Source organism: Klebsiella michiganensis (assembly GCF_002925905.1).
GTDB classification, from domain to species: Bacteria; Pseudomonadota; Gammaproteobacteria; order Enterobacterales; family Enterobacteriaceae; genus Klebsiella; species Klebsiella michiganensis.
In genome coordinates this window covers 99503-126026 of record NZ_PRDB01000008.1, presented here as the reverse complement: position 1 = coordinate 126026, position 26524 = coordinate 99503, and the positions used below count along the sequence as shown (strand labels likewise).

Here is a 26524-nt window from a genome sequence, read left to right as displayed (position 1 = left end):
CATAATAAAGTAAGACCAAACCTGCACAGCAAAGAGGCTACCCTGGGGTAGCCTCTTTTTTTACCTTACTGCCGCTACCTGACCACCATCACCGGAATATGCGCATGGCGAATCACGCTTGAGGCGTTGGAACCCAGCAGATGGGTGCTGATCGAAGGGTTGCGGGAGCCTATCACCACCACATCGGCTTTAATTTCATTGGCCAGTTCATTGACCATATCGCGCACGTTGCCAAAGCGGACGTGCATTTTGATTCGCGACGGGTCAATGCTGAAATGGCCGGCCATCGTTTTCAGGCGCGTTTCTGCTTCATGCTGCAAATGCTCTTCAAAGCGGCGCAGATCGGCGGTAAAACGACTCATCGTGAAGCTTGATGAACCGGGCAGTACGTGGAGAAGATGGATAACCCCGTCCTGCTGGGCTAAAAACTCCGCATGGCGAACGGCTTTATCGCTTAACTCCATTTCAAAGACATCAACGGGCATAATGATGGTTTTATACATATGCATTCCTCCTTGTTCGTCTGCTTTTATATCAACACATTATAGGAAAGTATTGTGCCATTCAGGTCGCAAAATTGTCAGAACGGTACGAGGGCGGCGTAAAAGTTTGTCAAAAGAGAGGAGAAGAGCGAAAGATGCAGAAAGAGGATGCAGTCACATCCTCTGGATAAAGCGCAAAACGCTTCAGGCAGCGGGGAGATTAACGGTGGAAATCGCCAGCGGCCTCCGGCTGATACAGCAATTCCAGCACTTCAAGGTGCGTTGAGGTGCCGCCCGGTAATTCCCAGTGAATGGTGCTGCCGACTTTGAGGCCCAGCAGGGCTGCGCCAACCGGCGCCATCACCGAAAGCTGGGTGGCGCTATCCGTGACCTGCGCCGGGAAAACCAGCGTGCGGATGCGCTCTTCACCGGTGGTTAAATCGCGAAATCTGACCTGGCTATTCATGCTGACAACATCATGCGGCATGGCTTCCGGGGCCAGCATCTGCGCGCGGTCGAGCTCGTCATTCAGCGCGTCCGCTACCGGTGAGTTGGCGAAAGCCGGTTGTTCCAGCAGCCTGTCGATGCGTTCTGCATCCAGTTCATTAATGATAATTGCGGGTCTGGTCATCTCATACTCCATGTTATCCAGGAACCTGTCCGTAAAAGAAAACCCTCACCGAAAATGGCAAGGGTTAATGTCCTCTCATCATACTGAGACTTGCTGGTGGTTTGAAGTGATTAAACGCACATTCATCAACGAACCATAGCGAAGTTGTATGAAATCTAGCCGGCTTTATCCAGCAGAAATTGCTTACCGCAGTTCCCCGGATGGGGTTGGGGTAAGAATGAATCAGCGGAGAGAGGGGCAGTAATGGCCGCGGCTTTGATGGAGATTTGCATCTCAGTCAGATAGGCGGGGTTGCCGTTGCAGGTTAACTTGAAAGCCCTGACGTTCTGTTTTCCATAGGCTTCAGCAACCGCGGCGTTGAAGTCATCCCGGCTAACGGTTTGCCCATAGTGCCTGGCCAGGAAAGCGCCCAGATGGCTCTGTTTGATCTCGCCGTTCAGGCGCACCATGGTGCCGAAATAGTTGTCAGGATCGAAACCAAAGCAAACGCCATGCTTGGCGTATTCATAACGTTCGAGACATGAGTTACCGCCCGAACCCGGCATCACGCCGTTAAGCTTATTGGCCATTTCCAGCGAGAGCCCGGTTTCAGCCGCCCGACATTTTTGCCCGGCTTTTGCTTCCGGCATATTGGGAACAGGGCGGGTCGCACAGCCAAAGCGCATCCAGCGGCGCTCGTCCACCCCGCGCACGGCAATAGATTTTGGCAGGCTCGGCCACAGGCCGTGAACGGTGAGAAAATCGGCTTTATTGCTGAGTTCCTGCTGCAGGCGGCACTCTTCCGGTTCGCTGCGGTTTCGGTCTTGCATACTTTGGCAGAACCCCGTTTGCCAGGAGAGAGCCAGCACGTAGCGGTCAAAATCACCGTATTGCGTGGCGATCAGCGGATCTGCGCTGACCTGGGCGGCGCTGAGCAAAAGGGCAATGGCAACGAAATCCTTCCTGAACATTTTTATTCCTGATGACAAATGGTCATTGATAACATTGAGTTATTAAAGCATAAAAAAGGCGCCAACAGGCGCCTTTTCACACGGTTTCAGCGTTAGCGGATTGCGCTGCCGGGAACCAGAACTTCGGTGGCGATAATCACCACTAACAAACCAACCAGCACCGGGACAGAGGTCCGTTTCACCACTTCGAACGGCGAAATTTTTGCCATCCCGGCCACGGCGACCACCACGCCGGAGACCGGAGAAATGGTTCGGCCAAGGTTAGATGCCTGCAGCATCGGGATCGAGAGATAAGCCGGATTGATGCCGGAAGAGTGCGCCAGCTTCGGGATCATCTCAACGAAAGCATAGAAGGGGGCGTTACCGGAACCGGTGGTCATCGCCGCCAGCATGGTCAGAATGACCAGCACCAGCATCAGAATGATACTGGCGGAGCCGAACGACGTGGCGATAGAGATCAGACCGTTAATAAAGCCAATGGTACTCAGACCCTGAGCAAAGACGCCGGCGGCTACCAGCAGCATCACCACACCGGCAAACGCGTCAGCCATGCCGCGATACGCCGCTTCCAGGCCATTGAACACATTTTTGGTGTTAAAGCCGCGGCAGAATTCCAGAACCGCCGCCAGCAGCATGCAGAGCACAAGAATGGTGATGATGTGCAGCTCCGGGCCCCATTTTCCGTCGAAAATCAGTACGCCGATTATCGGCGTAAACGGCAGAATGGCGTAGAAAGCGGGGGCGGTCGTGGTTATCTCGTTTACATCGAGCATTTCATGGGCGACGTTTTCTTTTTTATCCAGGTAGCGCTGCCAGAAAAAGTGAGCGATCGCCATGCTGATAATGGCCACAATAGAAATAGGCAGCGTGGTTTTAAAGGCAAAGTCAATCAGCGGCATTTCGGCGGCTTTGGCGGCCAGCACGACATCCCCGGAAGTGGGGGAGAGAATAATCGCCGCCGGAGAAGCGCAGATAGCGGCGGCAGCGCCGCGGCTGATGCCCACATTGACCATCACCGGGAACAGTGTCGCCATCAGCAGTACTCCCAGACCGGTAGCGGAGGAGACGGCCAGCGACATCAGGCAGGCAACGAAATAAGCGGCGATCATCAGTAGATAGGGGGAGTTAATGAAGCGCAGCGGTTTTGACGCCAGCTTCACCACCATGTCATTGGCGCCGATGTGCGTCATATAAGTCGCGAAACCGCAGAGCATCATGATCATCATGCCGAGGTCGCCGCCGCGGCTCATCAGCAGTATCTTAATATATTCAACGATATCGGTTGCTGAATAACCGGTGCTCTTTGCGTCGCCTGGTAAAACCTTATGCCCCATCAGCGCGCTGGCGATGAGTAATACTAAGCCACCGACGAACAGCACGCCGGTGGCGGAATAGCCTTTAATGATATAGCGGGCGACGCCCACAATGACCACAATCCCAATCAGGATCTCTACTAGCGTAAGCATTCTTTTACCCCTAAACCATTAACCCAAAGAATCTACTAATAAATGAAGCGAAGAAAAAATTTAGTGAGGGAATGTGCCTAAAAAACGGGCAAAACTCGCTGACGCAAATCAATAAATCGATGAGAATCCCTGTCAGGCAGTAACATGCCCGCCCGGTCAAAGCCTGGACGCGAGAGATTTTCAGATTTTTTGCACCGGATAAATCAAGAGTTTGCCTAATACCGTTAAGGTAGTATTAAGATTATCTTTGTTATCTTACTCCGCTTTAAAAATGATACTGGTAAGAGAAAAGTGTAATGCGACGTCGATTTATAGGGTTGTTTCTGGGATGCCTGGGCCTGCTGCTATCATCCACCTCCGCTAATGCTTCGTTTAGTTCGACGCTTCGCGACGGCTACAATACGCTGAGCGATAACGTCGCGCAGACCTGGAGTGAGCCTGAGCACTATGATCTTTATATCCCCGCGGTGACCTGGCACGCCCGTTTCGCCTATGACAAAGAGAAAACGGACCGCTACAACGAACGTCCCTGGGGCGCCGGCTTCGGCGTCTCGCGCTGGGATGATAAAGGGAACTGGCATGGCATCTATTTGATGGCCTTTAAAGACTCTTATAATAAGTGGGAGCCTATCGGCGGCTATGGCTGGGAGAAAACCTGGCGTCCCTTAGCAGACGATAATTTCCATCTGGGTTTAGGCTATACGCTTGGCGTGACGGCGCGCGATAACTGGAACTACATCCCGATTCCGGTCGTGCTGCCTCTGGCTTCTATCGGTTACGGCCCGGCCACGTTCCAGATGACCTATATCCCGGGCACCTATAACAACGGAAACGTTTACTTTGCCTGGGCGCGCATTCAGTTTTGATGCGATTTTTTATAGCAATAAAAGAGATAAGCGGACTGTCTTGTTGAAAAACAATGACTAACGTGAGCCCGGTGCAAAAAGATAGAGACTTTTATCACTTTTTAGCAAAGTTGCGCTGGACAAAAGGTACCACAATTGGTGTACTGATACCCGACACAGTATTAGTGTCGATTTTTTCATATAAAGGTAATTTTGATGTCTAAGATTAAAGGTAACGTTAAGTGGTTTAATGAGTCCAAAGGATTCGGTTTCATTACTCCGGAAGATGGCAGCAAAGATGTATTCGTACATTTCTCTGCAATCCAGTCCAACGGTTTCAAAACTCTGGCTGAAGGTCAGCGCGTAGAGTTCGAAATCACTAACGGTGCCAAAGGCCCTTCTGCTGCAAACGTAATGCCTATCTAAGCAACGCGTCAGTAGAATATAAAAACCCGCTCATGGCGGGTTTTTTTTTGCCTGCGGTCAGGGGCTAGCGGCTGGCCGCATGTGAAAACAGCCAGAACGCGGTGGCCGTCATGGCAAATGAGCCTAACAAGTTGACCAGTACGTTGAGTAACGCCCAGCTAAAGCGCCCCTGCTGGAGTAGAAACACCACTTCGGCGGAAAACGTGGAGAAGGTGGTCAGCCCGCCGCAAAAGCCGGTGGTGATAAGCAGCTTCCACATCGGATCGATATCCGTCAGGCGGTTAAACCATGCCAGCCCTGCGCCGATAATAAAAGCGCCCAGCAGGTTAGCGGTGAGCGTACCAATGGGGATAGCATGATGCATAGGGTTAAACTTCATACCCAGCCACCAGCGCAAAACGCTGCCGGTGCCGCCGCCAAGAAACACAGCCAAAAGGAGTTGCAACACGGTCATTCCTGTTTATTGATCGAGACTAAACTTCGAGTGTAGCGCGCGAAAGACCTCACTGGCTATGACTAACCTGACGGGAGAGAAAAGATGCTTGTTGCTGCCGGACAATTTGCCGTAACGCCGGACTGGACGCAAAACGCGCAGACCTGCGTGAGCATGATGCGTCAGGCCTCAGAGCGGGGGGCCGCGCTTCTGGTTCTCCCGGAAGCGCTGCTGGCGCGAGACGATAGCGATGCGGACTTATCGGTTAAATCCGCCCAGCGCCTTGATGGCGGCTTTCTACGGCTCTTGCTGGCAGAGAGCGAAAACAGCGCGTTGACGACGGTGCTGACCCTGCATATTCCTTCCGGCGAAGGACGGGCAGCGAATACGCTGGTGGCGCTACGTCAGGGCAGGATTATTGCGCAATATCAGAAACTGCATCTGTATGATGCTTTCAATATCCAGGAGTCCCGGCTGGTCGATGCCGGGCGGCAGATTCCGCCGCTTATCGAGGTGGATGGGATGCGCGTCGGGCTGATGACCTGCTACGATTTACGTTTCCCTGAGCTGGCGCTGTCGTTAGCGCTCAGCGGTGCGCAGCTCATCGTGTTGCCCGCCGCGTGGGTAAAAGGGCCGCTGAAGGAGCACCACTGGGCGACGCTATTGGCGGCGCGGGCCCTGGATACTACCTGTTATATTGTCGCCGCCGGGGAGTGCGGGACGCGTAATATCGGCCAGAGTCGTATTGTCGATCCCTTAGGAACAACGCTTGCCGGGGCAGGAGAGCGGCCGCAGTTGATTTTTGCCGAACTTTCAGCTGATTATATTCAGCAGGTACGCGAGCGTCTGCCGGTGTTGCAGAATCGCCGCTTTGCGCCACCGCAATTATTATGACGTTTTTTTAAACAAGGCTTGATTCACCTTGTTACAGATTGCTATTGTGTCCGCGCGTCAAATAGCCGTTAATTGTATGCGTGTATGATGGCGTATTCGCAGCTTGTATTAGAGAAGAAGGTTAGCTATGGGTGAGATTAGTATTACCAAACTGCTGGTAGTCGCAGCGCTGATTATCCTGGTGTTTGGTACCAAAAAGTTACGCACGCTGGGTGGAGACCTGGGCTCGGCTATCAAAGGCTTTAAAAAAGCCATGAACGATGACGATGACAGTGCGAAAAAGACCAGTGCTGAAGAAGCGCCGGCACAGAAGCTCTCTCATAAAGAGTAATTCGCGACGAGTTTCCTGAACGTGGGGGCTCGCTACCGGCGGGGATAAACCGCGTCGGCAAAGAGGCTGCAGCGATAGCGCTGCGGCCTCTTTTGTTATTTGCACTGGGTTTTGACGAAAAAGATGCAACCAACTGTTACCGGGGTGGGATTTTTAGCGGGTAACGAAACGCATCGGCAGAACGGACCGCTGCGCTAAAAATATCACGCCGCGGTCGAGGCAGAGATTACTTCACTTCCATGCCTTTGGCCTGTAGATCGGCATGATAGGAGGAACGAACGAACGGCCCGCAGGCAGCATGGGTAAAGCCCATGGCCATCGCTTCGGCTTTCATCTCTTCGAACTCATCCGGGCTGACGTAGCGCTGTACCGGCAGGTGGTGGCGGCTCGGCTGTAAATACTGGCCTAACGTCAGCATGGTGACGCCGTGGCGGCGCAGATCGCGCATCACTTCTACGATTTCAGCATTGGTTTCGCCTAAACCCACCATCAGGCCCGATTTCGTCGGGATCTCCGGGTGGGCTTCTTTAAAACGTTCCAGCAGCTTCAGGGACCAGTTGTAGTCGGCCCCCGGGCGGACCTGGCGATACAGGCGCGGCACGTTTTCCAGGTTATGGTTAAACACGTCCGGCGGCGTCGCCTGAAGGATTTCCAGCGCACGATCCATACGGCCGCGGAAGTCCGGCACCAGGGTTTCAATTTTAATCGTCGGGCTTTTTTCGCGAATCGCGCTGATGCAGTCGGCAAAGTGCTGAGCGCCGCCATCGCGCAGATCGTCGCGATCCACGGAAGTCACCACCACATAGCGCAGCGCCATATCGGCGATGGTTTGCGCCAGCTTTTGCGGTTCGTTGGCGTCCGGCGTCACCGGGCGACCGTGGGCAACATCGCAGAACGGGCAACGACGGGTACAGATGGCGCCCAGGATCATAAAGGTTGCCGTTCCGTGGTTAAAACATTCCGCGAGGTTAGGGCAAGAGGCTTCTTCGCACACGGAGTGCAGGCCGTTCTTACGCATCGCTGCCTTGATCCCCTGGATACGGGACGAGTCAGCCGGAAGTTTGATTTTCATCCATTCCGGTTTTCTGAGCAGAGCTTCACGCTCAGTTGCCACGTTTTTCACCGGGATAAGGGCCATTTTATCGGCATCGCGGTATTTTACACCGCGTTCCATCACAATGGGTTTACTCATAGCGTGCGTGTTCCAGTTGCGAGTGACGAAGGAAAGCGAATCAATTCAAGTAAATGTTGCATTTATCAACTATTTTTGAATTAAACGCAGGCAGTATATCATTGATACGGGGCATAAAGCAGCCTGCTGGCCGGGCAAATTGTAAAATAGTTGTTGTTTTATGCTTTTCCCTCTCGTGCCTTATCGGCTAAAAAGCCTGACGAATCGTCTCTACGATCTCTTTCAGCAAGGGCTCCTGCGCGCTGAGCTTGTTATAGTGCAGCGCAATATCAATTTTTTCTTCCCGCAGCGGCGGGAAATCGAGCATCTTTAAGGGCCAAATCTTCTCGACCAGGGAAAACATTCCGGAAGTGATTAGCCCCAGCATATCGCTGTCGTTGACCAGGGCTGCTTGAGTTAACAGATTGTAGCTGCTGAAACCATAGCGGCGTTCGCCGAGATGCTCCTCCAGGTGACGCAGGATTGTCGTATAGCGCTGGCCTTCGGGCTGCAGGAGAGCGAATTCATATTGGCTCAGGTTTGCTGAGTTTGCGGGGAGCGCGAGGACCGGATGCCCTGCCCGGCAGAAGATATGTACGCTATCCTGAAATAGCACATGGTGCGTAATCGCCTGCCCGCTGTGGGGGAAGCTATCGACCAGCAGGTCAACCTGACGCTGGTTTAACTGGCTGGCCGCGTCGGTAATGGCGACGTTGTGCAGCAAAATCTGGGGAAAGACGCTCCGCAGCTTTTTGGTGATAACCGGCATGATCAACGCGCCGATAGCCGGGGAGGTGGCAACGGTTATTACCCGTTCCCGCTGCGTATTGCCGGTTAAATCCAGGGCGTTGAGAAACGCCTCCATCCCCTGGCTGATATGCTTATGCAGATGCGTGGCGTAGGCCGTTGGCGTCACGCCCTGGCCCTTGCGAATAAAGAGCGGGTCAGGGAAGAGGGCACGCAGTTTGTTCAGGGACTGACTAATCGCCGACGGCGTGATATTCAGTATTTTTGCCGCGTTGACGATACCGTTATGGACGTAAACAGCTTCAAAAATAGTGAGTAAATTGAGGTCTATGTTGCGCAAAATGCGAAACATCTGCCGATCGTAGCGATCGTCAACTCGTTCGGTTGGTACGCTCTGAGCGTTATTTTCTTCCACTCTGTATTTCCGCTAGTGATGATTAGCACCATTATAGCGGCCACAATTATTTTATTAGTGATAATTGATTGCAAAAATAAAGGCTTAATCGCGCCTGAGGGATAAATGTGACGTCCCGCGGTCGCGGGACGTGATGGCTAGCGGCCTTGAAGATATTCCGCGGGTGGATCGTTGAGCAACGCCAGCAGATTGGCGGCCAGGCGTGGAGACACGGTCTCCGTACGGGCATCGGGCAGCCACTGGCGCATCTGGGTCATCTCCATTCCGGCATAACCGCAGGGGTTAATCCTCAGGAACGGTGACAGATCCATGTTGATATTCAGCGCCAGGCCGTGGAATGAGCAGCCTTTGCGAATGCGCAAGCCCAGGGAGCAGATTTTTCGATCGCCCACGTAGACGCCGGGGGCGTCGGCTCGCGGGTGCGATTCAATACCGTACTCCGCCAGGGTATTCACAACGGTTTGCTCTAACAGCGTAACCAGCTCACGTACGCCCAGCTTGCGCCGTTTCAGGTTCAGCAGAACGTACATCACCTGCTGTCCGGGACCATGATAGGTGACCTGTCCGCCGCGATCGCTCTGAATAACGGGGATCTCGCCGGGAACCAGAACATGTTCGGCCTTTCCGGCCTGACCCTGTGTGAACACCGGGTAATGCTCTACCAGCCAGATTTCATCCAGCGTGGCATCGTCGCGGGTGTCGGTAAATTCATGCATTGCCTGCGAGACAGGTTCGTAAGGTTGCAGGCCGAGCTGGCGGATGAGGATTTTATTGTGCTGCAAAACAACGTCTCCGCAGAGAGAGAATGATTTGAGTGGGGCAGTATATCACAGCGAGAAAGCGAGAATGACCCGGCGTGGATGCCGGGTCAGGGGAAGAGATTTACAGCACCATCCGAACGATTTCAATATTGCCCAGCTCTTCGTAGAGGGTTTCTACCTGCTCAATATGGGTTGCATTGATGGTAATAGAGACAGAGTGGTAGTTGCCTTTGCTGCTGGGTTTTACCGTCGGAGAGTAATCACCTGGTGCATGGCGCTGTACCACTTCAACCACCTGGTCAACCAGCTCCGGCAACGCCTGTCCCATTACTTTGTAAGTAAATGGTGTAGGGAATTCAAGCAGTTCGTTAAGTTTGGTTTTCATGTCAGCTCCGGTGTTACAACAAAAAATAATAACTCCCACGACGTGTGGGAGTTATCAGGATACCTAGTATATGGGGATGTAAATCACACTTTCAAGTGGTCGATTTTTAACCAAACCAGTGATGGAACATTAATTTAATGTAATCAATGATTTTACCGAAGAAATTGCCTTCCGGGATTTCCTGCAGTACGACCAGCGGGCGCTGATCGATCGTTTTGCCATCCAGCTGGAAGTTAATGGTGCCTACCACCTGATTTTTCTGCAGCGGCGCGTGCAGCTCAGCGTTATTCAGCACGTAGCTGGCTTTCAGATCTTTCATGCGACCGCGCGGGATAGTCAGATAAACATCTTTATCCACGCCGAGCGAGGCGCGATCGGTATCGCCAAACCAGGCGGGCTCAGAAGCGAACTCTTTACCGGCTTTAATCGGATTAACGGTTTCAAAGAAGCGGAAGCCCCAGGTCAGCAGCTTTTTGCTTTCAGACTCGCGGCCTTTGTAGGTGCGGCCGCCCATCACGGCGGAGATCAGGCGCATCTGGCCTTCGGTTGCCGACGCCACGAGGTTATAGCCCGCTTTGTCAGTATGGCCGGTTTTAATCCCGTCGACGTTCAGGCTGTTATCCCACAGCAGCCCGTTGCGGTTGAGCTGACGAATACCGTTGAAGGTAAACTCTTTTTCTTTATAGATGGTGTATTCATTCGGGACATCGCGGATCAGCGCCTGGCCGATAAGCGCCATGTCGCGCGCGGAGCTGAACTGACCATCGGCATCCAGGCCGTGTACGGTCTGGAAGTGGGTGTTTTTCAGACCAAGGGCGTTAACGTAGTTGTTCATCAGGCTGACGAAGGCATCCTGGCTGCCGGCGACGTAGTCGGCCATCGCCACGCAGGCGTCGTTGCCGGACTGCAGGTTGATGCCGCGGATCAGCTGCGAAACCGGCACTTGCATACCCGGTTTAAGGAACATCAGCGAGGAGCCTTTAAAGACCGGGTTGCCGGTCGCCCACGCGTCGTTACCCACGGTGACCAGATCGGACTCTTTAAACTTGCCCGCTTTCATGGCCTGACCAATCACGTAGCTGGTCATCATTTTGGTAAGGCTCGCCGGGTCGCGGCGGGAGTCGGCGTTGTTTTCTGCCAGGACTTTGCCTGAGTTGTAATCGATAAGAATCCAGGATTCGGCGTCAATCTGCGGGGCGCCTGGGATCATCGTTTTGATATTCAGGTCATCGGCGCGGGCAGCGGAGGACAGCGCTGCCACGGAGAGCGCCGTAACGAGTAAGCGAGCGGTAAAAGAGGTCTTCATGGTCTGAACAACGGCATCCGTGATGGAGTTAAAAAAAGTGCCTTACTATAACAAACGCACTACGAACCAGCATCCGACATTGCGCACGACTTTGTTAATGACTTTGTCATGCGCAACGAGCAGGGGAGGCGGGTGCGATGCCTTTAGTTGGCGCGAGTAATAAATGACTGCAGCTGAGCTTCGCTTTGCAGACGCTGTTGAATCGTGCTGGCCTGCGCTTTGCTGCTGAATGGGCCGAGCTGAATACGCCATACCGCGCCGTTTTGCGTGACGCGGCCCGGGACGGAAAATTGCTGACTCAGACGCTGCTGGTACTGCTGCGCGCGGGCCTGGTCGCTGACGGCGCCGACCTGTACGACGAAATCGCCGCTGGCGCTGGCCGCTGCGGCAGGCGCTACGGCAGCGGTGGCGGCCACGGCGGGCGCAACGCTGCCTTGTACTGAACCCGGGGCGGTCACCGGCGCGCTCTGAACGACAGGCTCGCTGCCTTCCAGCACGCCATTATTCAGCGGCGTCGGGGCGCCGAGGAAACCGCCGCTGTTGACCGGCGCGCCGGTGGCGTCTTCCGGCTTCAGCGTTGAATTACTGATGGCGTGCACGTCAGTTTGCGCGGGTTGACTCATTGCCGCGCCGCTGTCGCCGTCAAGATTCGGGCGGGCGGGCAGCGCGTAGGTCTGTTTGGCTACGGTGGTACAGGCCATACCCGGACCGGAAAGCGAGCCGTCCGGTGCGACGACGATCGGGTCGATGCGCACTTTGGTATTGTTCGAGGTATTCAGACGATCGGCTGAGGCGCGGGACAGTGAAATCACGCGATCGTTACCGTAAGGCCCGCGATCGTTGATGCGCACGACGATCATGCGGCCGTTCGCCAGGTTGGTGATCCGCGCGTAGCTTGGGATCGGCAGCGTAGGATGGGCCGCGGTAAGCTGCGTGGGATCGAACGCTTCTCCCGATGCGGTCAGATTGCTGTTAGGCTCGGCGTCGTAGATGGCTGCGAAGCCTGCCTGGGTGTAGTTAGACGGATCCTGGACGATTTTGTAGCTTTTGCCGTCGCGTTCATAATCCTGATTCGCCGTGGCGTTAGGCGTTTCGTACTGCGGGTCGGCGCCGCTAATCTCCACCGTTGGGCCATTGCAAACGGCCGGCTGTGGAGTGCTGACCGTTTTCTGTTGAACGTCTTCACTCGAACATGCCGCCAGCAGCCCTGCTGCTATGCAGATCCCCAGCCATTGCTTACGCATCGCGAACCCCTTACACGCTTTTCGACAACATTTTTCTGTGAGTATGGATCGACATGACGATACCAAACCCGGCCATCAATACGATTAGGGCAGAGCCCCCGTAGCTGACCAGCGGCAAAGGTACCCCCACCACCGGTAAAATACCACTTACCATACCAATATTTACGAAGACATAAACGAATAAAATCAACATTAAACCACCGGCCATCACCCGGCCAAAGGTGGTTTGCGCCTGGGCGGCAATCCACAACCCGCGCATAATCAGCAGAATATAGAGCGCCAGCAGAATCAGCACGCCGATCAGCCCCAGCTCTTCCGCCAGGACGGCAAAGATAAAGTCGGTATGGCGCTCAGGCAGAAACTCCAGCTGCGACTGGGTTCCGTGTAGCCAGCCTTTTCCACGCAGTCCGCCGGAGCCGATGGCGATTTTTGACTGAATAATGTGGTAACCCGCGCCGAGCGGATCGGTTTCCGGGTCGAGCAGCATCATTACGCGCTGGCGCTGATAATCATGCATCAGGAAGAACCAGAGGATGGGAATAAAGGCGGCGACCAGCACCACGGCAATACCAATCAGACGCCAGCTCAGGCCAGACAGAAAGAGGACAAACAGACCGGACAGGGCGACCAGAATCGAGGTCCCGAGGTCAGGCTGCGCGGCGACCAGCAGCGTAGGCAGGAAAATCAGCACCAGCGCGATAGCGGTATTTTTCAGCGATGGCGGGCAAACGTCGCGGTTGATAAAGCGCGCCACCATCAGCGGTACGGCTATTTTGGCGATTTCCGACGGCTGGAAACGGACGATGCCGAGATCCAGCCAGCGCTGCGCCCCTTTGGAGATGGCGCCGAAGGCGTCAACCGCCACCAGCAGGATAATACAAAAGATATAGAGATAGGGCGCCCAGCCTTCATAGACCCGCGGCGGGATTTGCGCCATGACGATCATGATAACAATCCCCATGGCGATCTGGCCGATTTTGCGCTCCATCATGCCCATGTCCTGACCGCTGGCGCTCCAGATCACCAGCGCGCTGTAGGTCAGCAGCGCCAGCAGGATAAGCAGCATGGTGGGGTCGAGGTGGATTTTATCCCATAGCGATTTTTTATTCGGATTATCAGTCATTATTGATCCTCCCCAGCCGTTACCGCCGGGTTTTCACTCGGCAGATTGGTGTTATTATCACCCAGCATTATATGATCGAGAATCTGACGCATAATGGTACCGACTGCCGGACCTGCGCCGCCGTTCTCAAGAATAATCGCCACGGCAACCTGGGGGTTGTTGTAAGGGGCAAACGCCGTCATCAGTTTATGGTCACGCAGGCGTTCAGCGATTCTGTGCGCGTTATAGGTTTCATTGGCTTTCAGGCCGAAGACCTGAGCGGTACCCGATTTGGCCGCAATTTTATACGGCGCGCTGGCGAAGTATTTATGCGCGGTACCGTTGCCGCGGTTGGCTACGCCAAACATCCCGTCTTTGGCGATTTCCCAAAAACCGGAGTGAATATCGCCGACCGGCGGTTCATGCGGCTGAACCCACGGCACAGGTTTGCCGTCCTCCACCGTGCTCTGCAGCAGGTGCGGTACTTTAACCACGCCGTCGTTAATCAGGATCATCAGCGCCTTGTTCATCTGGATAGGCGTCGCTGTCCAGTAGCCCTGTCCGATGCCGACCGGGATAGTATCGCCCTGGTACCACGGTTTCTTGAAGCGCTTGAGCTTCCATTCGCGGGTCGGCATATTGCCGGAGCGCTCTTCCGCCAGGTCAACGCCGGTATAGTGGCCATAGCCGAATTTGCCCATCCACTCCGACAGGCGATCGATGCCCATGTCGTAGGCGACCTGGTAGAAGTAGGTGTCGGCCGACTCCTCCAGCGCTTTGGTGACGTTCAGATGGCCGTGGCCCCACTTTTTCCAGTCGCGGTAGCGTTTATCCGAGCCGGGAAGCTGCCACCAGCCGGGGTCAAACAGGCTGGTGTTGCGGGTAATAACCCCGGCGCTGAGCGCCGAGACGGCCACGTATGGCTTAACCGTCGACGCCGGTGGGTAAACGCCCTGAGTCGCGCGGTTAACCAGCGGCGTATTGGGATCGTTGAGGAGTCCGGAGTAGTCTTTGCTGGAAATACCGTCAACGAACAGGTTGGGATCGTAGCTTGGCGTCGAGACCAGCGCGAGGATTGCGCCAGTGCGCGGGTCGGTGACTACGACCGCCGCGCGGCTGCCGGCCAGCAGCGTTTCAATGTACTGCTGTAGCTTCAGGTCGAGCGTTAAATAGATATCGCGCCCGGCCTGCGGCGGGACCTCTTTCAGCTGGCGAATCACGCGGCCACGGTTGTTCACTTCAACCTCTTCATAGCCGGTTTGCCCGTGCAGGACATCTTCGTAATAGCGCTCGATGCCCAGCTTGCCGATATCGTGCGTGGAGGCGTAGTTAGCCAGCTTCCCCTCTTTATCCAGGCGATCGACGTCTTTATCGTTAATTTTAGAGACGTAGCCGATAACGTGGGTCAGGGCGGAGTTATAGGGATAGTAGCGGCGCTTATAGCCTTTGACTTCCACGCCGGGAAAACGGTACTGGTTCACTGCGAAACGGGCGACCTGCACTTCGCTGAGGTTAACTTTCACCGGAATAGAGGTAAAGCGGTGCGAGCGGGCGCGCTCTTTTTTAAAGTTCGCCACATCGTCATCGGTGAGGTCGATAACATCGCGCAGCGCATCCAGCGTTTGCTGAACGTTGTCGACCTTCTCCGGCATCATCTCCAGCTGGTAAATCGTACGGTTGAGCGCCAGCGGCGTGCCGTTGCGATCGTAGATAATGCCGCGGCTCGGCGGAATCGGGACCAGCTTGATGCGGTTTTCGTTTGAACGCGTTTGATAGTCGGTGTAACGCACAATTTGCACGTTATAAAGGTTGGCGATCAGTACGCCGGTAAGCAGCAAAATCCCCAAAAAAGCGACCAGCGCCCGGCGCACGAACAGCGAGGATTCAGCCGTATAGTCGCGGAAAGAATTCTGTAATTTCATTCGCTGCTTAGTCTACCCTGGTCATCATTACTCACGGTGGTAAGGGTGGTTGGTGGTAATGCTCCACGCCCGATACAGACTCTCGGCCACCAGTACGCGGACCAGCGGGTGAGGTAGGGTGAGCGTTGAGAGCGACCAACTTTGTTCCGCCGCCGCTTTGCAGGCGGGTGAAAGGCCTTCCGGGCCGCCGATAAGCAGGCTAACGTCGCGGCCATCCTGTTTCCAGCGTTCCAGTTCGCGCGCCAGCTGCGGCGTATCCCAAGGTTTCCCCGGAATATCCAGGGTGACGATGCGGTTTTTGCCTGCAGCCGCCAGCATCATTTCACCTTCTTTTTCGAGAATGCGCTTGATGTCGGCGTTTTTGCCGCGTTTACCGGCGGGAATTTCCACCAGTTCGAACGGCATATCCTTTGGAAAACGGCGCAGATATTCGCTAAAGCCGGTCTGAACCCAGTCCGGCATTTTGGTGCCAACGGCTACCAGGTGCAGCTTCACGCGCTAACTCCAGAGTTTTTCCAGCTCGTACAGACGACGGCTCTCTTCCTGCATAACGTGAACCATAACGTCGCCGAGATCGACCACGATCCAGTCCGCGGCGGCTTCGCCTTCAACGCCCAGCGGCAGCATCCCGGCGGCGCGAGACTCCTGCACAACGTGGTCGGCAATGGACATAACATGGCGCGTGGAAGTGCCTGTGCAGATAACCATGCAATCTGTAATGCTGGATTTGCCATGAACGTCAATGGCTACGATGTCCTGACCTTTCAGGTCATCAATTTTGTCGATAACAAAATCCTGGAGTGCTTTACCCTGCAAGAGTTCCCCCTGGGTGTGTGAAGAGTGATAACAATAAACAGCCTGACAGTATACCCGAACTGTTGGCAAAGTCGGGATAAATGTCGATAAACGGGCGGTGAAGGCGGCTATCATCCCATCCATCGCCGATGATTGCATCGCCATTTTTGTAAAACAATTTCTGCAAAGTTCAAATGGCGGATGCAGCCTGGCTGCGGAGAATAACAGCCTGCTTTGCACTGTCAATGGTCTGCGCGCAATTCTTCTTCCGCCAGCCAAACGGCCCGGCTATTTAGTACGCGCAGCGTGGTGAAATCAGGCTGGAGATCGACAAGGCTCCACACGCCATGCTCGATGGGGAAGTGCCACATCGCCGAATCCGGCATGTTCAGAAGTTGCGCGACTAAGAGGCTAAGCACGCCCTGATGACCGACGATAAGCAGATGGTCAAGTTCCCGAAACTGAGAGAGGGTGACGGTAAAGCCGCGGACGCGTTCGGCAAACGCCTGGAAGCCCTCCCCGTTGGTGGGCGCCGCGTGCTGCCAGTCGGCGCACCATGCGGCGTAGTTTTCGGCATCTTCCTGCTGTAAATCGCGGTGGTGGCGCATTTCCCAGTCGCCGAAGAACATTTCATTGAGCGCGGCAAAGGACTGGCGGGGGACGTCACGGTCGCCCAGCAGGAGGCTGGCCGTGCGCTGGGTGCGCTCAAGCTCACTGCAAAACGCGCGCTGAAACGGAACGGCCCGCAGCCGCTTTCCCAGCGTTTGCGCTTGTTTGATTCCGCGCTCGGTTAACGCAGTGGGCGCATGCCCGCTATAGAGGCCCGCGACGTTGGCCTCGGTTTCGCCATGACGAACTAACCATAACTTCATGATGACCCTCTCGAAAGGAGTCTATGAGACTCTCCTTGTGGCAAGGCTAGCAGTAGAGCTTCTGCTCATGGATATAGTCGAGTACGGTTTCCGGCAGCATGTCCGCGCAGGATTCGCCGGATTCAAGACGCTGGCGAATCAGGGTGGCTGAGATATCAAACCACGGCGTTTCGGCCAGGTAGATAACCCCCGCCGGGCTGCTATGCATCCGCTCTACGTCATGAGTGAGATGTTTGTCCAGCCACTGCTGCTCCTGCTCGCACGCCATGGTCAGCGGATAGCCCGGGCGCCGGCAAACGATCAGATGCACGTTATCAAGAATGCTTTCATAGTCGTGCCAGGTGGTAAAGGTGAGCAGCGAATCCTGGCCAATAATAAACGCCAGCGACCGTTTTGGCCCTTGCTCCTGGCGCCACTCGCGCAGGGTTTGCGCGGAGTATGACGGCGTGTCGCGCTTGAGTTCGCGATCGTCGAGGATAAACAGCGGCTTATCCGCGATGGCCAGCTCCAGCATATGCCTGCGTTGGTCGCTGGTGGCTTCGGGCTGCGGGCGGTGCGGCGGCACGTTGTTGGGCACGATGGTGACTTGATTAAGGCCAATCTGGTTGGCCAGAATTTCCACCGGTTTAAGGTGACCATAATGCACCGGATCGAAGGTGCCGCCGTACATTGCCAATAACTGAGTCATATCAACCATCAATAAAAACGTCTGCCAGCGCTTTATGGCAGAGCAATAAAGAGAGACTTTCCAGCTCGGGCCATACGGAGTGCCCGTAATCCTGCTTGAAGGTGAGTTCGGCACGGGTCAGCAACGTGACGGCCTGGCGCAGCTGGTCGGCGCTGAGGCGGGCCAGCGCATCGCTAACCAGCTGGCGGCGGTTCTGCCACACGCGATGTTTGTCAAACAGCGAACGCAGCGGCGTATGGGCCGACTGCCGCTTCAGGTTGACCAGCAGCAGCAGCTCGCGCTGTAGGGTGCGCAGCAGGATAGCGGGCTCGCTGCCTTCCAGACGCAGCTGTTGCAGAACGTGGAGTACGCGCTTACTTTTCCCGGCCAGCAGCGCATCAACCCAGTGATAGGGGGTGAAATGCGCGGCATCATTCACCGCCTGCTCAACCCGCGGCAGCGTCAGTTTACCGTCCGGCCACAGCAGCGACAGACGCTCCAGAGCCTGCGCCAGCGCCAGAAGATTACCTTCATAGCAGTAGCACAGCAGCTGACTGGCCTCGTCATCAAGCTGCAGATTATTCTGCTTTGCGCGGGCGGCGAGCCAGCGCGGCAGCTGGGCATATTCCGGCGTCTGGCAGCTTACCTGCACCGCCCGGCTGGTCAGCGCCGTCATCCATGCGGCGTTCTCCTGCGCTTTCGTCAGCTTATTACCGCGAACGATGAGCAATAAATCGTCATGCAGCATGCCGACAAGCGTCGCGAGCTGTTCGTTAATTGCCGCATTAGGGCCATTATCGGGCAGGATGAGCAGCAGCGTCTGGCGGCTGGAAAACAGGCTCATGGCCTGACTTAACGAGAACAGGGCAGGCCAGTCGGTACTGGCATCAACGGTGGCGGTGTGATGTTCGATAAAGCCCTGGGCGGCCGCGGCTTCGCGGATGGCGTCCTGGCTTTCCTGCAACAGCAGCGGATCGTTGCCAAGCAGCAGATAGGCCGCGCGCAGCCCTTCAGTGAGCTGCGCGCGGAGCTGTTCCGGGTACAACCGAATCATCAGTTACCCAGCGTGGTGGAGACGCGATTGCCGGAGGTTGAAGCGGCTGGGGTCGTCGTGACCGGCTTCTCATCCTCTTTGGTGGCTTCGACATCCGCAACGTGTACGCTCGGCAGCTTACGGATCAGCTGCTCCGCGGCTTTGTCGTACATTTCCTGAACGATCATGTCCTGCTCGGCATCTTTCGCTAACGCCGCCTGCGGGTTATCGAAGAACGAGCGGTAGACTTTGGTCGTGATGGGATAGATATCATGGCCTGGGATCAGGACGCTGGCATTTACCGTCATCACCATCTGATATTCCGCAGTACGGCCGTCCTGGAAAATAGATGCTGTATCTTTCTGAATGGACGATGTCTCCAGACGCAGGGAAGGAATATCCTTGCGCAGGGTACTGCTATCGACCAGTTCAACGCCGTTCAGACGCAGCTGATTACGGACAGCACGACTTAATGGTCCATTGGGATCGCCCGACTGGAAGATCATGGTTTTCATTGCGGTCGGAACCTGCGTAGTGCTACGCAGGTGCCAGCCGCAACCGGCGGTGATTAACACCGCCAAAGATAACAACAATGTTGCCAGATATCGCACGCTTCCTCCTGCGCTTAGCCAACGACCAGATTGAGCAGTTTACCCGGAACGTAGATCACTTTACGTACGGTCACACCGTCGAGATATTTCGCGACCAGATGCTCCTGACCCGCGCGCTCACGAACCTGCTCTTCAGTTGCATCCACCGCAACGGTAATTTTACCACGAACTTTACCATTTACCTGGACCACGACCAGAGTCGTGTCTTCAACCATTGCGCTTTCATCAGCGACCGGCCACGGCGTGTTGTCAATATCGCCTTCGCCGCCCAGCTCCTGCCACAGGGTAAAGCTGGCGTGCGGGGTGAACGGATTGAGCATGCGAACCACGGCCAGCAGGGCCTCACGCATCAGCGCGCGATCCTGATCGTTTTCCTGCGGCGCTTTCGCCAGCTTGTTCATCAGCTCCATAATCGCCGCAATCGCGGTGTTGAAGGTCTGACGACGGCCGATGTCATCGGTCACTTTCGCGATGGTTTTGTGCACGTCGCGGCGCAGCGCTTTTTGATCTTCGCTGAGGCTGGCAACGTCCAGCGCAGGGGCTTCACCCAGGGTAGTGTGTTCGTAAACCAGTTTCCAGACGCGTTTCAGGAAGCGGTTCGCACCTTCCACGCCGGATTCCTGCCACTCCAGCGTCATGTCGGCCGGAGAAGCGAACATCATAAACAGACGCACGGTGTCCGCGCCGTAGCGTTCCACCATCTCCTGCGGGTCGATGCCGTTGTTTTTCGACTTGGACATCTTGCTCATGCCGGTATAGACCAGCTCGCGACCCTGCGGATCGAAGGCTTTAACGATACGTCCTTTCTCGTCGCGCTCGGTGGTCGCCTCTTTCGGAGAGACCCAGTTACGCTCGCCGTTTTCGCCAACATAGTAGAAGGCATCTGCCAGCACCATGCCCTGGCAAAGCAGCTGTTTAGCCGGTTCGTCAGAGTTCACCATGCCCGCGTCGCGCATCAGCTTGTGGAAGAAGCGGAAATAGAGCAGGTGCATAATGGCGTGTTCGATACCGCCGATATAGATATCGACCGGCAGCCAGTAGTTGGCCGCTTCGGGGTCGAGCATACCCTGGTCATACTGCGGGCAGGTGTAGCGCGCGTAGTACCAGGAAGACTCCATAAAGGTGTCAAACGTATCGGTTTCGCGCAGTGCCGGCTGGCCGTTAACGGTGGTTTTCGCCCACTCAGGATCGGCTTTGATTGGGCTGGTGATGCCGTCCATCACAACGTCTTCCGGCAGAATAACCGGCAGCTGATCTTCCGGCGTCGGCATCACGGTACCGTCTTCAAGGGTCACCATTGGGATCGGCGCACCCCAGTAGCGCTGACGGGAAACGCCCCAGTCGCGCAGACGGTAGTTCACTTTACGTTCGCCGACGCCAAGAGACGCGAGCTTATCCGCGATGGCATTAAAGCCAGCTTCGTGATCCAGACCGTCGAATTCGCCGGAGTTGAACAGCACGCCTTTTTCGGTCAGCGCCTGTTCGGAGAGATCGGGTTCGGAGCCATCAGCGGCCAGGATGACCGGCTTGATGTTGAGACCGTACTTGCTGGCAAACTCGTAGTCGCGCTGATCGTGACCCGGAACGGCCATCACCGCGCCGGTGCCGTACTCCATCAGCACAAAGTTTGCCGCCCATACCGGGATCGCTTCGCCGGTCAGCGGGTGAATCGCTTTGTAGCCAGTATCGACGCCTTTTTTCTCCATGGTTGCCATTTCGGCTTCGGCAACTTTGGTATTACGGCATTCGTCGATAAACGTCGCCAGCGCGGAGTTATTGGCTGCTGCCTGCTGCGCCAGCGGGTGACCCGCAGCGACGGCCAGGTAGGTACAGCCCATAAAGGTGTCCGGGCGGGTGGTATAAACGGTCAGCTTGTCGGCGTAGTCGTTAACGTCGAAGGAGATTTCGACGCCTTCGGAGCGGCCAATCCAGTTGCGCTGCATGGTTTTAACGGTATCAGGCCAGTGATCCAGGTTATCCAGATCGTTCAGCAGCTCGTCAGCGTAGGCGGTGATTTTGATAAACCACTGCGGGATCTCTTTACGCTCAACTTTTGTGTCGCAGCGCCAGCAGCAGCCGTCGATAACCTGTTCATTCGCCAGAACGGTCTGATCGTTCGGGCACCAGTTTACCGCGGAGGTTTTTTTATAGACCAGCCCCTTTTTATACAGCTCGGTGAAGAACTTCTGCTCCCAGCGGTAGTATTCCGGGGTGCAGGTTGCCACTTCACGGCTCCAGTCATAGCCGAAGCCCAGCTTTTTCAGCTGGTTTTTCATGTAGGCGATATTGTCGTAGGTCCACGGGGCCGGAGCGGTGTTGTTTTTCACCGCGGCGCCTTCCGCAGGCAGACCAAACGCATCCCAGCCGATAGGCTGCAGAACATTTTTGCCCAACATACGCTGGTAACGGGAAATCACGTCGCCGATGGTATAGTTGCGCACGTGGCCCATGTGTAGTCGACCAGAAGGATAGGGAAGCATCGACAGGCAGTAATACTTCTCTTTGCTCTCGTCTTCGGTAACTTCAAAGGTACGCTTCTCGTCCCAGTGTTGCTGGACTTTTGATTCTATCTCTTCCGGGCGGTATTGCTCTTGCATGGCAGCCAGTGGTCCTGTTTTCAATACAGCTACAAAATGTAGCCAATGGATGTGTTATTTCAGATCGGCATAGCATAGCCCAAACGCCAACGTCAAAACAGCCTTTCACACACTTACAGAGATGAAAGCGGTGGAGAATATTTCGCGACTCTGTGGCTTGGCTGGCAGAGCAATCCGCAGATAACGTCTATCATAAGAAGAAGTTAACCACACCGGAGGCGAAAAGATGAACAAGGTTGCTCAATTCTACCGAGAGCTGGTGTCGACGCTCAGCGAGCGGTTACGCAATGGAGAACGCGATATTGATGCGCTGGTGGAGCAGGCCAGGGTCAAGATTAGCCAGTCCGGCGAGTTAACGCAGAGCGAAATCGAGAATGTTATCCGCGCTGTCAGACGCGATCTGGAAGAGTTCGCGCTCAGTTATGAAGAGAGTCAGGATGAGCTGACTGATAGCGTCTTTATGCGGGTGATCAAAGAGAGCCTGTGGCAGGAGCTGGCGGATATTACCGATAAAACTCAGCTTGAGTGGCGCGAGGTGTTCCAGGATCTCAGCCACCACGGCGTCTATCACAGCGGCGAAGTCGTGGGGCTCGGCAATCTGGTGTGTGAGAAGTGCCATTACCATCTGCCGGTTTATACGCCGGATGTGCTACCGCGTTGTCCAAAATGCGGGCACGATCAGTTCCAGCGCCGGCCATTCGAGCCGTAAATACGTGAGAGATATTTGCGGAGCCTTTACACTGGCGTTAAGCCAGCCCGAGGGCCAATATAAAGCGCGTTAATATATTGGCCTTCCTTTTAAAGGGCAGGCTAACCCTTCATCTGTATGCGTAAAAATGCTGGTGCCGAAGCACCAGCATTAACTTTCTTTTAAAAAAAGACGCGCATTTTCAATGATAACTTCATGTTAATTGATGGTGTTAATGGTCGCGCTCTTAAACTGCTGAGTGCCGCCCATTTCACTGGCGTATTTATGTGAGGAATTTAAAACCAGATTAGTCGTGGAAATCGTGCCTTTGCCACAGGTTGCCCACCCCAGGAAACCGCAGCGGTATCCTCCGTTAACTACTTTATTAACTGACATGGTTAAAGTGCCGCCAGCTCCTATGTGAGAACGGTTAGTAATATTACCGTGATTCCGTGTATCCAGCGTCATATTTGATGAGCTTAAAATTTCGCCTTCATTATAAAGCTCATGATAGGTTTTAACGCCAACATTATCCTGACCAACAATAGCCCCATAGTTGTGGGTGACATAGTTATCAATAGCTATCGTATCGGCCCCCATATAACCTTCATTTTTAAGCCAGTAGCTTTTTGTCGTCAGCGTATCAGTCGCTTCCATAAAGCTACCTTTGGTTAACGCCAGAGTACCATCGGTTTTTACGGTCACGTTGCCGCCGGAGGTGGTACCAGAATTGGTAATTTCCCCGGATGTTATCTGGTCATTTATTTTCGCCTGAACCAGCAGAGTATCGTAGCCAAAAATATTGCCAGTGACTTTAAGCGTGTCTCCTCCGAAGGTGACCGTTGTATTTTTACCTCTGGTCGAGCCTCCGTTTTCAATGTTACCGGCGGCGGTGACTGTCAACTGATTATCTGAAAGTAAATTGGAACCATATGTCGTTTTCAGGTTACCGTTAGTCATTACGCTCAATGTGGAGGCCGCTTTGAATTTACCCGTGTTTTCGATATTTCCGGATGCGTTGACTAATAAATTTCCTGTGCTGGAAATGGTTCCACTATTGCTTATCGAACTGAGGCTATTCAGTAAGGCGATATTATTCGAGGATATATTTCCCGTATTTTTAAAATTGCCTGCAGAGAGTACCTGAGTCATCATACCATTACTGGCGATAGAGCCTTCGTTGGTGAGTGAGCCAAAGCTGGTCAAAGAGAGGCTGGTGTTAGCAACAATAGCGCCTTTATTTCGAACGCCAAAACCTAAATTATTGCCAACCATAGTAATACTATTGGCTTTGATGCCGCCAAGATTACTAATGTCGATACTATATTCAGGGTAAACATACTGCCGTGCCGTTGCCGCTTTGCCCGCTGAGGTTATCGCGCCAGAGCCGTTATCAAAGGTGAAGTTTCCTGCGGCCACTATCGCGTTCGTAGCATTAACCGTACCGTTAATGGCTATCGCATCGGCGAGCAGAACCGCATAGCTATTACTGGCATCCATTCCATTCTTGTCGATGGACAGTTTACCGCCGGTAACGTCATAACTGGCGATAGCGCCAGTATCAGAGAATGTTACCTTTCCTGTCGTTAAAATCGCCTTATTAGTGTTGATGAAACTACATCCTGAGCAGGAAATACCATTGGGGTTAGCAATAACCACATCAGCTCGCTGACCCGCAACTTCAATAAATCCATTCAGTGAGCTTGCACGGTTTGAGGTAACTTCGTTAAGAATAACAGAAGCACTACCATTAGTCAGATTGTTATTTTTAGCGATATTCCCCAACGTCGCATGGGAGAGATCGCTGGGGCTATTGTTCAGAACAACACCCTTACTATCAACATTAAACTCACGATACATATTATGTGAGACGCCGGCGGCATTGGGTTTTTCAATATCAATGACTTTGGCGCCTGATAAATGGGTGTAAGTTGTCGGATCGGCATAAACAAAGCTTGAGCTCAATGCTGCTGCTAGCGCAACATAGGTTAAATTGAATTTAAACATTTAATAGAGTCCTTTAGAAATAAATGAGGTTAACTGATGCGTTGAAAAACTAATTTTAATACCTCCATTGTAATGAAAATCCCAGGTTTGCAGGGTCTGTATGAAAACCGTTTGGCTTTATCAGTGGGGTTCCGATGAATAAATCATACTGAGTTGAAATTATGCTTCCGCGTATTCCCACCGTGGCGCCAGACATGACTTTGCCATTTCCGTACTGCTCTGTTCCTGTAATGCGTCCAACGTCTATGCCTAAGTACAGCTGTCGTTCCGGGGCGGGCATATCCCAGATGAAATCATTGCGCCAGTACCAGCCTTGATTTCCTGAAAGGGTTCTTTCACCGTCAAAACCTCGTACCGTCCAACGATTGCCTATATTAAATTGATTGTCTGCGGATAAGATATCGGGGCTAATTTGTATATTAATATGCGGAGCATAGCTGAATTTATCCCCCGTTGATTCAAACTTCATTAAGGCTTGAAGGTCGGCATGAATAATGCGCGAAAGCTTACTGTACAGACCGGCTTTTTCCTCCGGAGTTGGCATTGAACTGAGCCAGGGAAGGCTACGCTGTACGCCCAGGCTGGCATCTACGATTGTATGGGTAAAATATCGCTGATGATGTGCCGTAATATCCCAGGCAGGATTCTGTTTGCGCATAACGCTCAATTCGCTGCCACCAAAATAGTAATGTGAGGTGCTTTTTGATATTCGCGCATCAATAGTTGTTTTTTGCTGACGGGTGTGCGAAATTAGACGCGTTAAGGTTGCGCTGGCGTAATCATTTTTGCTTTTATATTCGATGGTAGAGTATCTGCCATTGAACTGCTGGCGATATTCACTTTGTGAACCGTAAAGACTGAATGACCAAAATCCAAAGGGAATAGAATAATAGAGACTTTTATTCTGGTTGCCATCGTTATGTTGATTAAACTCGACATCCCCCCCCATGGATAAATAGAGAATGTCATTTAGCGTCGTCAGGTCATAAAGATAAAGCGCGCCACCGGCCTGGTAACGCCCGCTGCTACGGCTTCCTGCATCATCCAGCCATGCGCCCACTTGCCAGTTTCGTGCGAGATGCCGGGAGATCTGGATATCGCTTTCCGCATTTTTCTTACCCGGCATGATTTTCATCTGCGCCGATGAGCCGGGTAAACGCTGCAGGTTAGCCATCCCCTGTTCCAGTTCGGTTAGCTTCAGAATATCCCCTGTTTTAGCCGGTATGGCATTCCACAGGCTGGTTGTCGCGCTATTGTCGGAAGCCCAGCTAATATTACCGATATAGCCATAGCTCAACGTGATGCTCAGAATGCCATCATTCAGGGATTGTGAAGGTACATCAATAAGCGAAGTTATATATCCCCGGGCAATAAGTTCATTTTGCAAGGTTGTGGTGAGTAGACGTATGCCTTCAATGCCCAGACACTTTTTTTCTGCCTGGATAGCAATATTACCTAGCAGACTGTGGGTCAGCTTGTGGTCAGCGGAAATAATTTCGACATGGTCGATATATCGGCAGGTTGCTTCAGGGGGAAAGGCGAGTTTATATTTTTGCGATCCTGTACCTGATGGCGAGTATTCCTGCTGTGCTGGCGCCATTGCGCTTTGCCGCGCCTTATCCTGTTCCACCTGATTGGTATTACTAAGCGATACATTCGCCAATGTCGATGCGGTTAACAGAATATAAAGAGAAAGGGAGGTTATGAGACTTTTATTATTCACGAAGCAATATCCATTTGTTT

Annotated in this window: 27 protein-coding genes; 5 read left to right on the top strand and 22 right to left on the bottom strand. The window is 53.8% G+C overall.

Annotation, left to right across the window (positions count from 1 at the left end):
• Window positions 1-74: 74 nt before the first annotated feature.
• The 4 genes from uspG to dcuC all read right to left on the bottom strand — a co-directional run bounded on the left by uspG (window position 75) and on the right by dcuC (window position 3529).
• On the bottom strand, window positions 75-503 hold the full coding sequence (gene uspG / locus CDA56_RS17700) for a universal stress protein UspG (protein ID WP_004100140.1): 429 nt from the start codon (window positions 501-503) through the stop codon (window positions 75-77).
• Between the two features lie 199 nt (window positions 504-702).
• The gene (rnk, locus tag CDA56_RS17695; protein WP_032748687.1) at window positions 703-1113 is read right to left on the bottom strand and encodes a nucleoside diphosphate kinase regulator; all 411 of its coding nucleotides are present in this window, start codon (window positions 1111-1113) and stop codon (window positions 703-705) included.
• Between the two features lie 155 nt (window positions 1114-1268).
• The gene (gene rna, locus CDA56_RS17690; RefSeq protein WP_102803489.1) at window positions 1269-2063 is read right to left on the bottom strand and encodes a ribonuclease I; all 795 of its coding nucleotides are present in this window, start codon (window positions 2061-2063) and stop codon (window positions 1269-1271) included.
• Window positions 2064-2155: 92 nt separating this feature from the next.
• Entirely contained in the window at window positions 2156-3529 is a 1374-nt protein-coding gene (gene dcuC / locus CDA56_RS17685) for an anaerobic C4-dicarboxylate transporter DcuC (protein WP_014228392.1), read from the bottom strand.
• 296 nt (window positions 3530-3825) lie between these two features.
• Between dcuC and pagP the strand changes: the two genes are divergently transcribed.
• Window positions 3826-4395: a lipid IV(A) palmitoyltransferase PagP gene (gene pagP / locus CDA56_RS17680; RefSeq protein WP_049084006.1), complete on the top strand. Its 570-nt coding sequence runs from the start codon at window positions 3826-3828 to the stop codon at window positions 4393-4395.
• 195 nt (window positions 4396-4590) lie between these two features.
• Window positions 4591-4800 carry a transcription antiterminator/RNA stability regulator CspE gene (cspE, locus tag CDA56_RS17675; RefSeq protein WP_004100146.1) on the top strand — a complete coding sequence of 70 codons (210 nt, stop codon included), beginning with the start codon at window positions 4591-4593 and terminating at the stop codon, window positions 4798-4800.
• A gap of 64 nt (window positions 4801-4864) precedes the next feature.
• Here the strand turns inward: cspE and crcB are convergent, their stop codons facing one another.
• Window positions 4865-5248 carry a fluoride efflux transporter CrcB gene (gene crcB / locus CDA56_RS17670; RefSeq protein ID WP_025106403.1) on the bottom strand — a complete coding sequence of 128 codons (384 nt, stop codon included), beginning with the start codon at window positions 5246-5248 and terminating at the stop codon, window positions 4865-4867.
• A gap of 90 nt (window positions 5249-5338) precedes the next feature.
• On the opposite strand from crcB, the gene CDA56_RS17665 reads away from it, so the two are divergent.
• The gene (locus CDA56_RS17665) at window positions 5339-6127 is read left to right on the top strand and encodes a deaminated glutathione amidase (protein ID WP_102803488.1); all 789 of its coding nucleotides are present in this window, start codon (window positions 5339-5341) and stop codon (window positions 6125-6127) included.
• A gap of 127 nt (window positions 6128-6254) precedes the next feature.
• The gene (gene tatE / locus CDA56_RS17660) at window positions 6255-6458 is read left to right on the top strand and encodes a twin-arginine translocase subunit TatE (RefSeq protein WP_004130411.1); all 204 of its coding nucleotides are present in this window, start codon (window positions 6255-6257) and stop codon (window positions 6456-6458) included.
• 226 nt (window positions 6459-6684) lie between these two features.
• Here the strand turns inward: tatE and lipA are convergent, their stop codons facing one another.
• From lipA to leuS, 15 genes are all read right to left on the bottom strand, one after another.
• Window positions 6685-7650 carry a lipoyl synthase gene (lipA, locus tag CDA56_RS17655; protein WP_004848774.1) on the bottom strand — a complete coding sequence of 322 codons (966 nt, stop codon included), beginning with the start codon at window positions 7648-7650 and terminating at the stop codon, window positions 6685-6687.
• A 187-nt stretch (window positions 7651-7837) separates the two neighbouring features.
• Window positions 7838-8791 carry a YbeF family transcriptional regulator gene (locus CDA56_RS17650; protein ID WP_046876568.1) on the bottom strand — a complete coding sequence of 318 codons (954 nt, stop codon included), beginning with the start codon at window positions 8789-8791 and terminating at the stop codon, window positions 7838-7840.
• A gap of 137 nt (window positions 8792-8928) precedes the next feature.
• The gene (lipB, locus tag CDA56_RS17645; RefSeq protein ID WP_014228397.1) at window positions 8929-9573 is read right to left on the bottom strand and encodes a lipoyl(octanoyl) transferase LipB; all 645 of its coding nucleotides are present in this window, start codon (window positions 9571-9573) and stop codon (window positions 8929-8931) included.
• Window positions 9574-9673: 100 nt separating this feature from the next.
• Window positions 9674-9937 carry a DUF493 family protein YbeD gene (gene ybeD / locus CDA56_RS17640; RefSeq protein ID WP_004100153.1) on the bottom strand — a complete coding sequence of 88 codons (264 nt, stop codon included), beginning with the start codon at window positions 9935-9937 and terminating at the stop codon, window positions 9674-9676.
• Window positions 9938-10043: 106 nt separating this feature from the next.
• Window positions 10044-11243, bottom strand: a complete 1200-nt coding sequence (gene dacA / locus CDA56_RS17635) for a D-alanyl-D-alanine carboxypeptidase DacA (RefSeq protein WP_014228398.1) — start codon at window positions 11241-11243, stop codon at window positions 10044-10046.
• Window positions 11244-11386: 143 nt separating this feature from the next.
• Window positions 11387-12487 carry an endolytic peptidoglycan transglycosylase RlpA gene (gene rlpA, locus CDA56_RS17630; protein WP_103814114.1) on the bottom strand — a complete coding sequence of 367 codons (1101 nt, stop codon included), beginning with the start codon at window positions 12485-12487 and terminating at the stop codon, window positions 11387-11389.
• Window positions 12488-12497: 10 nt separating this feature from the next.
• Complete coding sequence (mrdB, locus tag CDA56_RS17625) at window positions 12498-13610, bottom strand: peptidoglycan glycosyltransferase MrdB (RefSeq protein WP_004100156.1); 1113 nt, start codon at window positions 13608-13610, stop codon at window positions 12498-12500.
• The gene (gene mrdA, locus CDA56_RS17620) at window positions 13610-15511 is read right to left on the bottom strand and encodes a peptidoglycan DD-transpeptidase MrdA (RefSeq protein WP_004130417.1); all 1902 of its coding nucleotides are present in this window, start codon (window positions 15509-15511) and stop codon (window positions 13610-13612) included. Before mrdA ends, mrdB begins: the two co-directional genes overlap by 1 nt.
• 27 nt (window positions 15512-15538) lie before the next feature.
• Entirely contained in the window at window positions 15539-16006 is a 468-nt protein-coding gene (gene rlmH / locus CDA56_RS17615) for a 23S rRNA (pseudouridine(1915)-N(3))-methyltransferase RlmH (RefSeq protein ID WP_004100160.1), read from the bottom strand.
• Between the two features lie 3 nt (window positions 16007-16009).
• On the bottom strand, window positions 16010-16327 hold the full coding sequence (gene rsfS, locus CDA56_RS17610; protein WP_004100162.1) for a ribosome silencing factor: 318 nt from the start codon (window positions 16325-16327) through the stop codon (window positions 16010-16012).
• Window positions 16328-16548: 221 nt separating this feature from the next.
• Window positions 16549-17178 carry an adenosylcobalamin/alpha-ribazole phosphatase gene (locus CDA56_RS17600; RefSeq protein ID WP_102803487.1) on the bottom strand — a complete coding sequence of 210 codons (630 nt, stop codon included), beginning with the start codon at window positions 17176-17178 and terminating at the stop codon, window positions 16549-16551.
• Between the two features lie 46 nt (window positions 17179-17224).
• Window positions 17225-17875 carry a nicotinate-nucleotide adenylyltransferase gene (gene nadD / locus CDA56_RS17595; RefSeq protein ID WP_049084011.1) on the bottom strand — a complete coding sequence of 217 codons (651 nt, stop codon included), beginning with the start codon at window positions 17873-17875 and terminating at the stop codon, window positions 17225-17227.
• Window positions 17868-18899 (bottom strand): DNA polymerase III subunit delta, encoded by a 1032-nt coding sequence (gene holA / locus CDA56_RS17590; RefSeq protein ID WP_103814116.1) that lies wholly within the window; start codon window positions 18897-18899, stop codon window positions 17868-17870. Before holA ends, nadD begins: the two co-directional genes overlap by 8 nt.
• Entirely contained in the window at window positions 18899-19489 is a 591-nt protein-coding gene (lptE, locus tag CDA56_RS17585) for an LPS assembly lipoprotein LptE (protein WP_004130425.1), read from the bottom strand. The genes holA and lptE overlap by 1 nt, the downstream gene beginning before the upstream one ends.
• Before the next feature lie 14 nt (window positions 19490-19503).
• Window positions 19504-22086: a leucine--tRNA ligase gene (gene leuS / locus CDA56_RS17580; RefSeq protein WP_025106396.1), complete on the bottom strand. Its 2583-nt coding sequence runs from the start codon at window positions 22084-22086 to the stop codon at window positions 19504-19506.
• Between the two features lie 226 nt (window positions 22087-22312).
• Between leuS and CDA56_RS17575 the strand changes: the two genes are divergently transcribed.
• Window positions 22313-22795 carry a zinc ribbon-containing protein gene (locus CDA56_RS17575; protein ID WP_014228404.1) on the top strand — a complete coding sequence of 161 codons (483 nt, stop codon included), beginning with the start codon at window positions 22313-22315 and terminating at the stop codon, window positions 22793-22795.
• Window positions 22796-22993: 198 nt separating this feature from the next.
• Here CDA56_RS17575 and CDA56_RS17570 read toward each other — a convergent pair whose 3' ends face one another.
• Together CDA56_RS17570 and CDA56_RS17565 are read right to left on the bottom strand one after the other, a co-directional pair.
• Window positions 22994-24781 carry a filamentous hemagglutinin N-terminal domain-containing protein gene (locus CDA56_RS17570; RefSeq protein WP_049084013.1) on the bottom strand — a complete coding sequence of 596 codons (1788 nt, stop codon included), beginning with the start codon at window positions 24779-24781 and terminating at the stop codon, window positions 22994-22996.
• A gap of 55 nt (window positions 24782-24836) precedes the next feature.
• Window positions 24837-26504 carry a ShlB/FhaC/HecB family hemolysin secretion/activation protein gene (locus tag CDA56_RS17565; protein WP_102803486.1) on the bottom strand — a complete coding sequence of 556 codons (1668 nt, stop codon included), beginning with the start codon at window positions 26502-26504 and terminating at the stop codon, window positions 24837-24839.
• Between the last annotated feature and the right edge of the window lie 20 nt (window positions 26505-26524).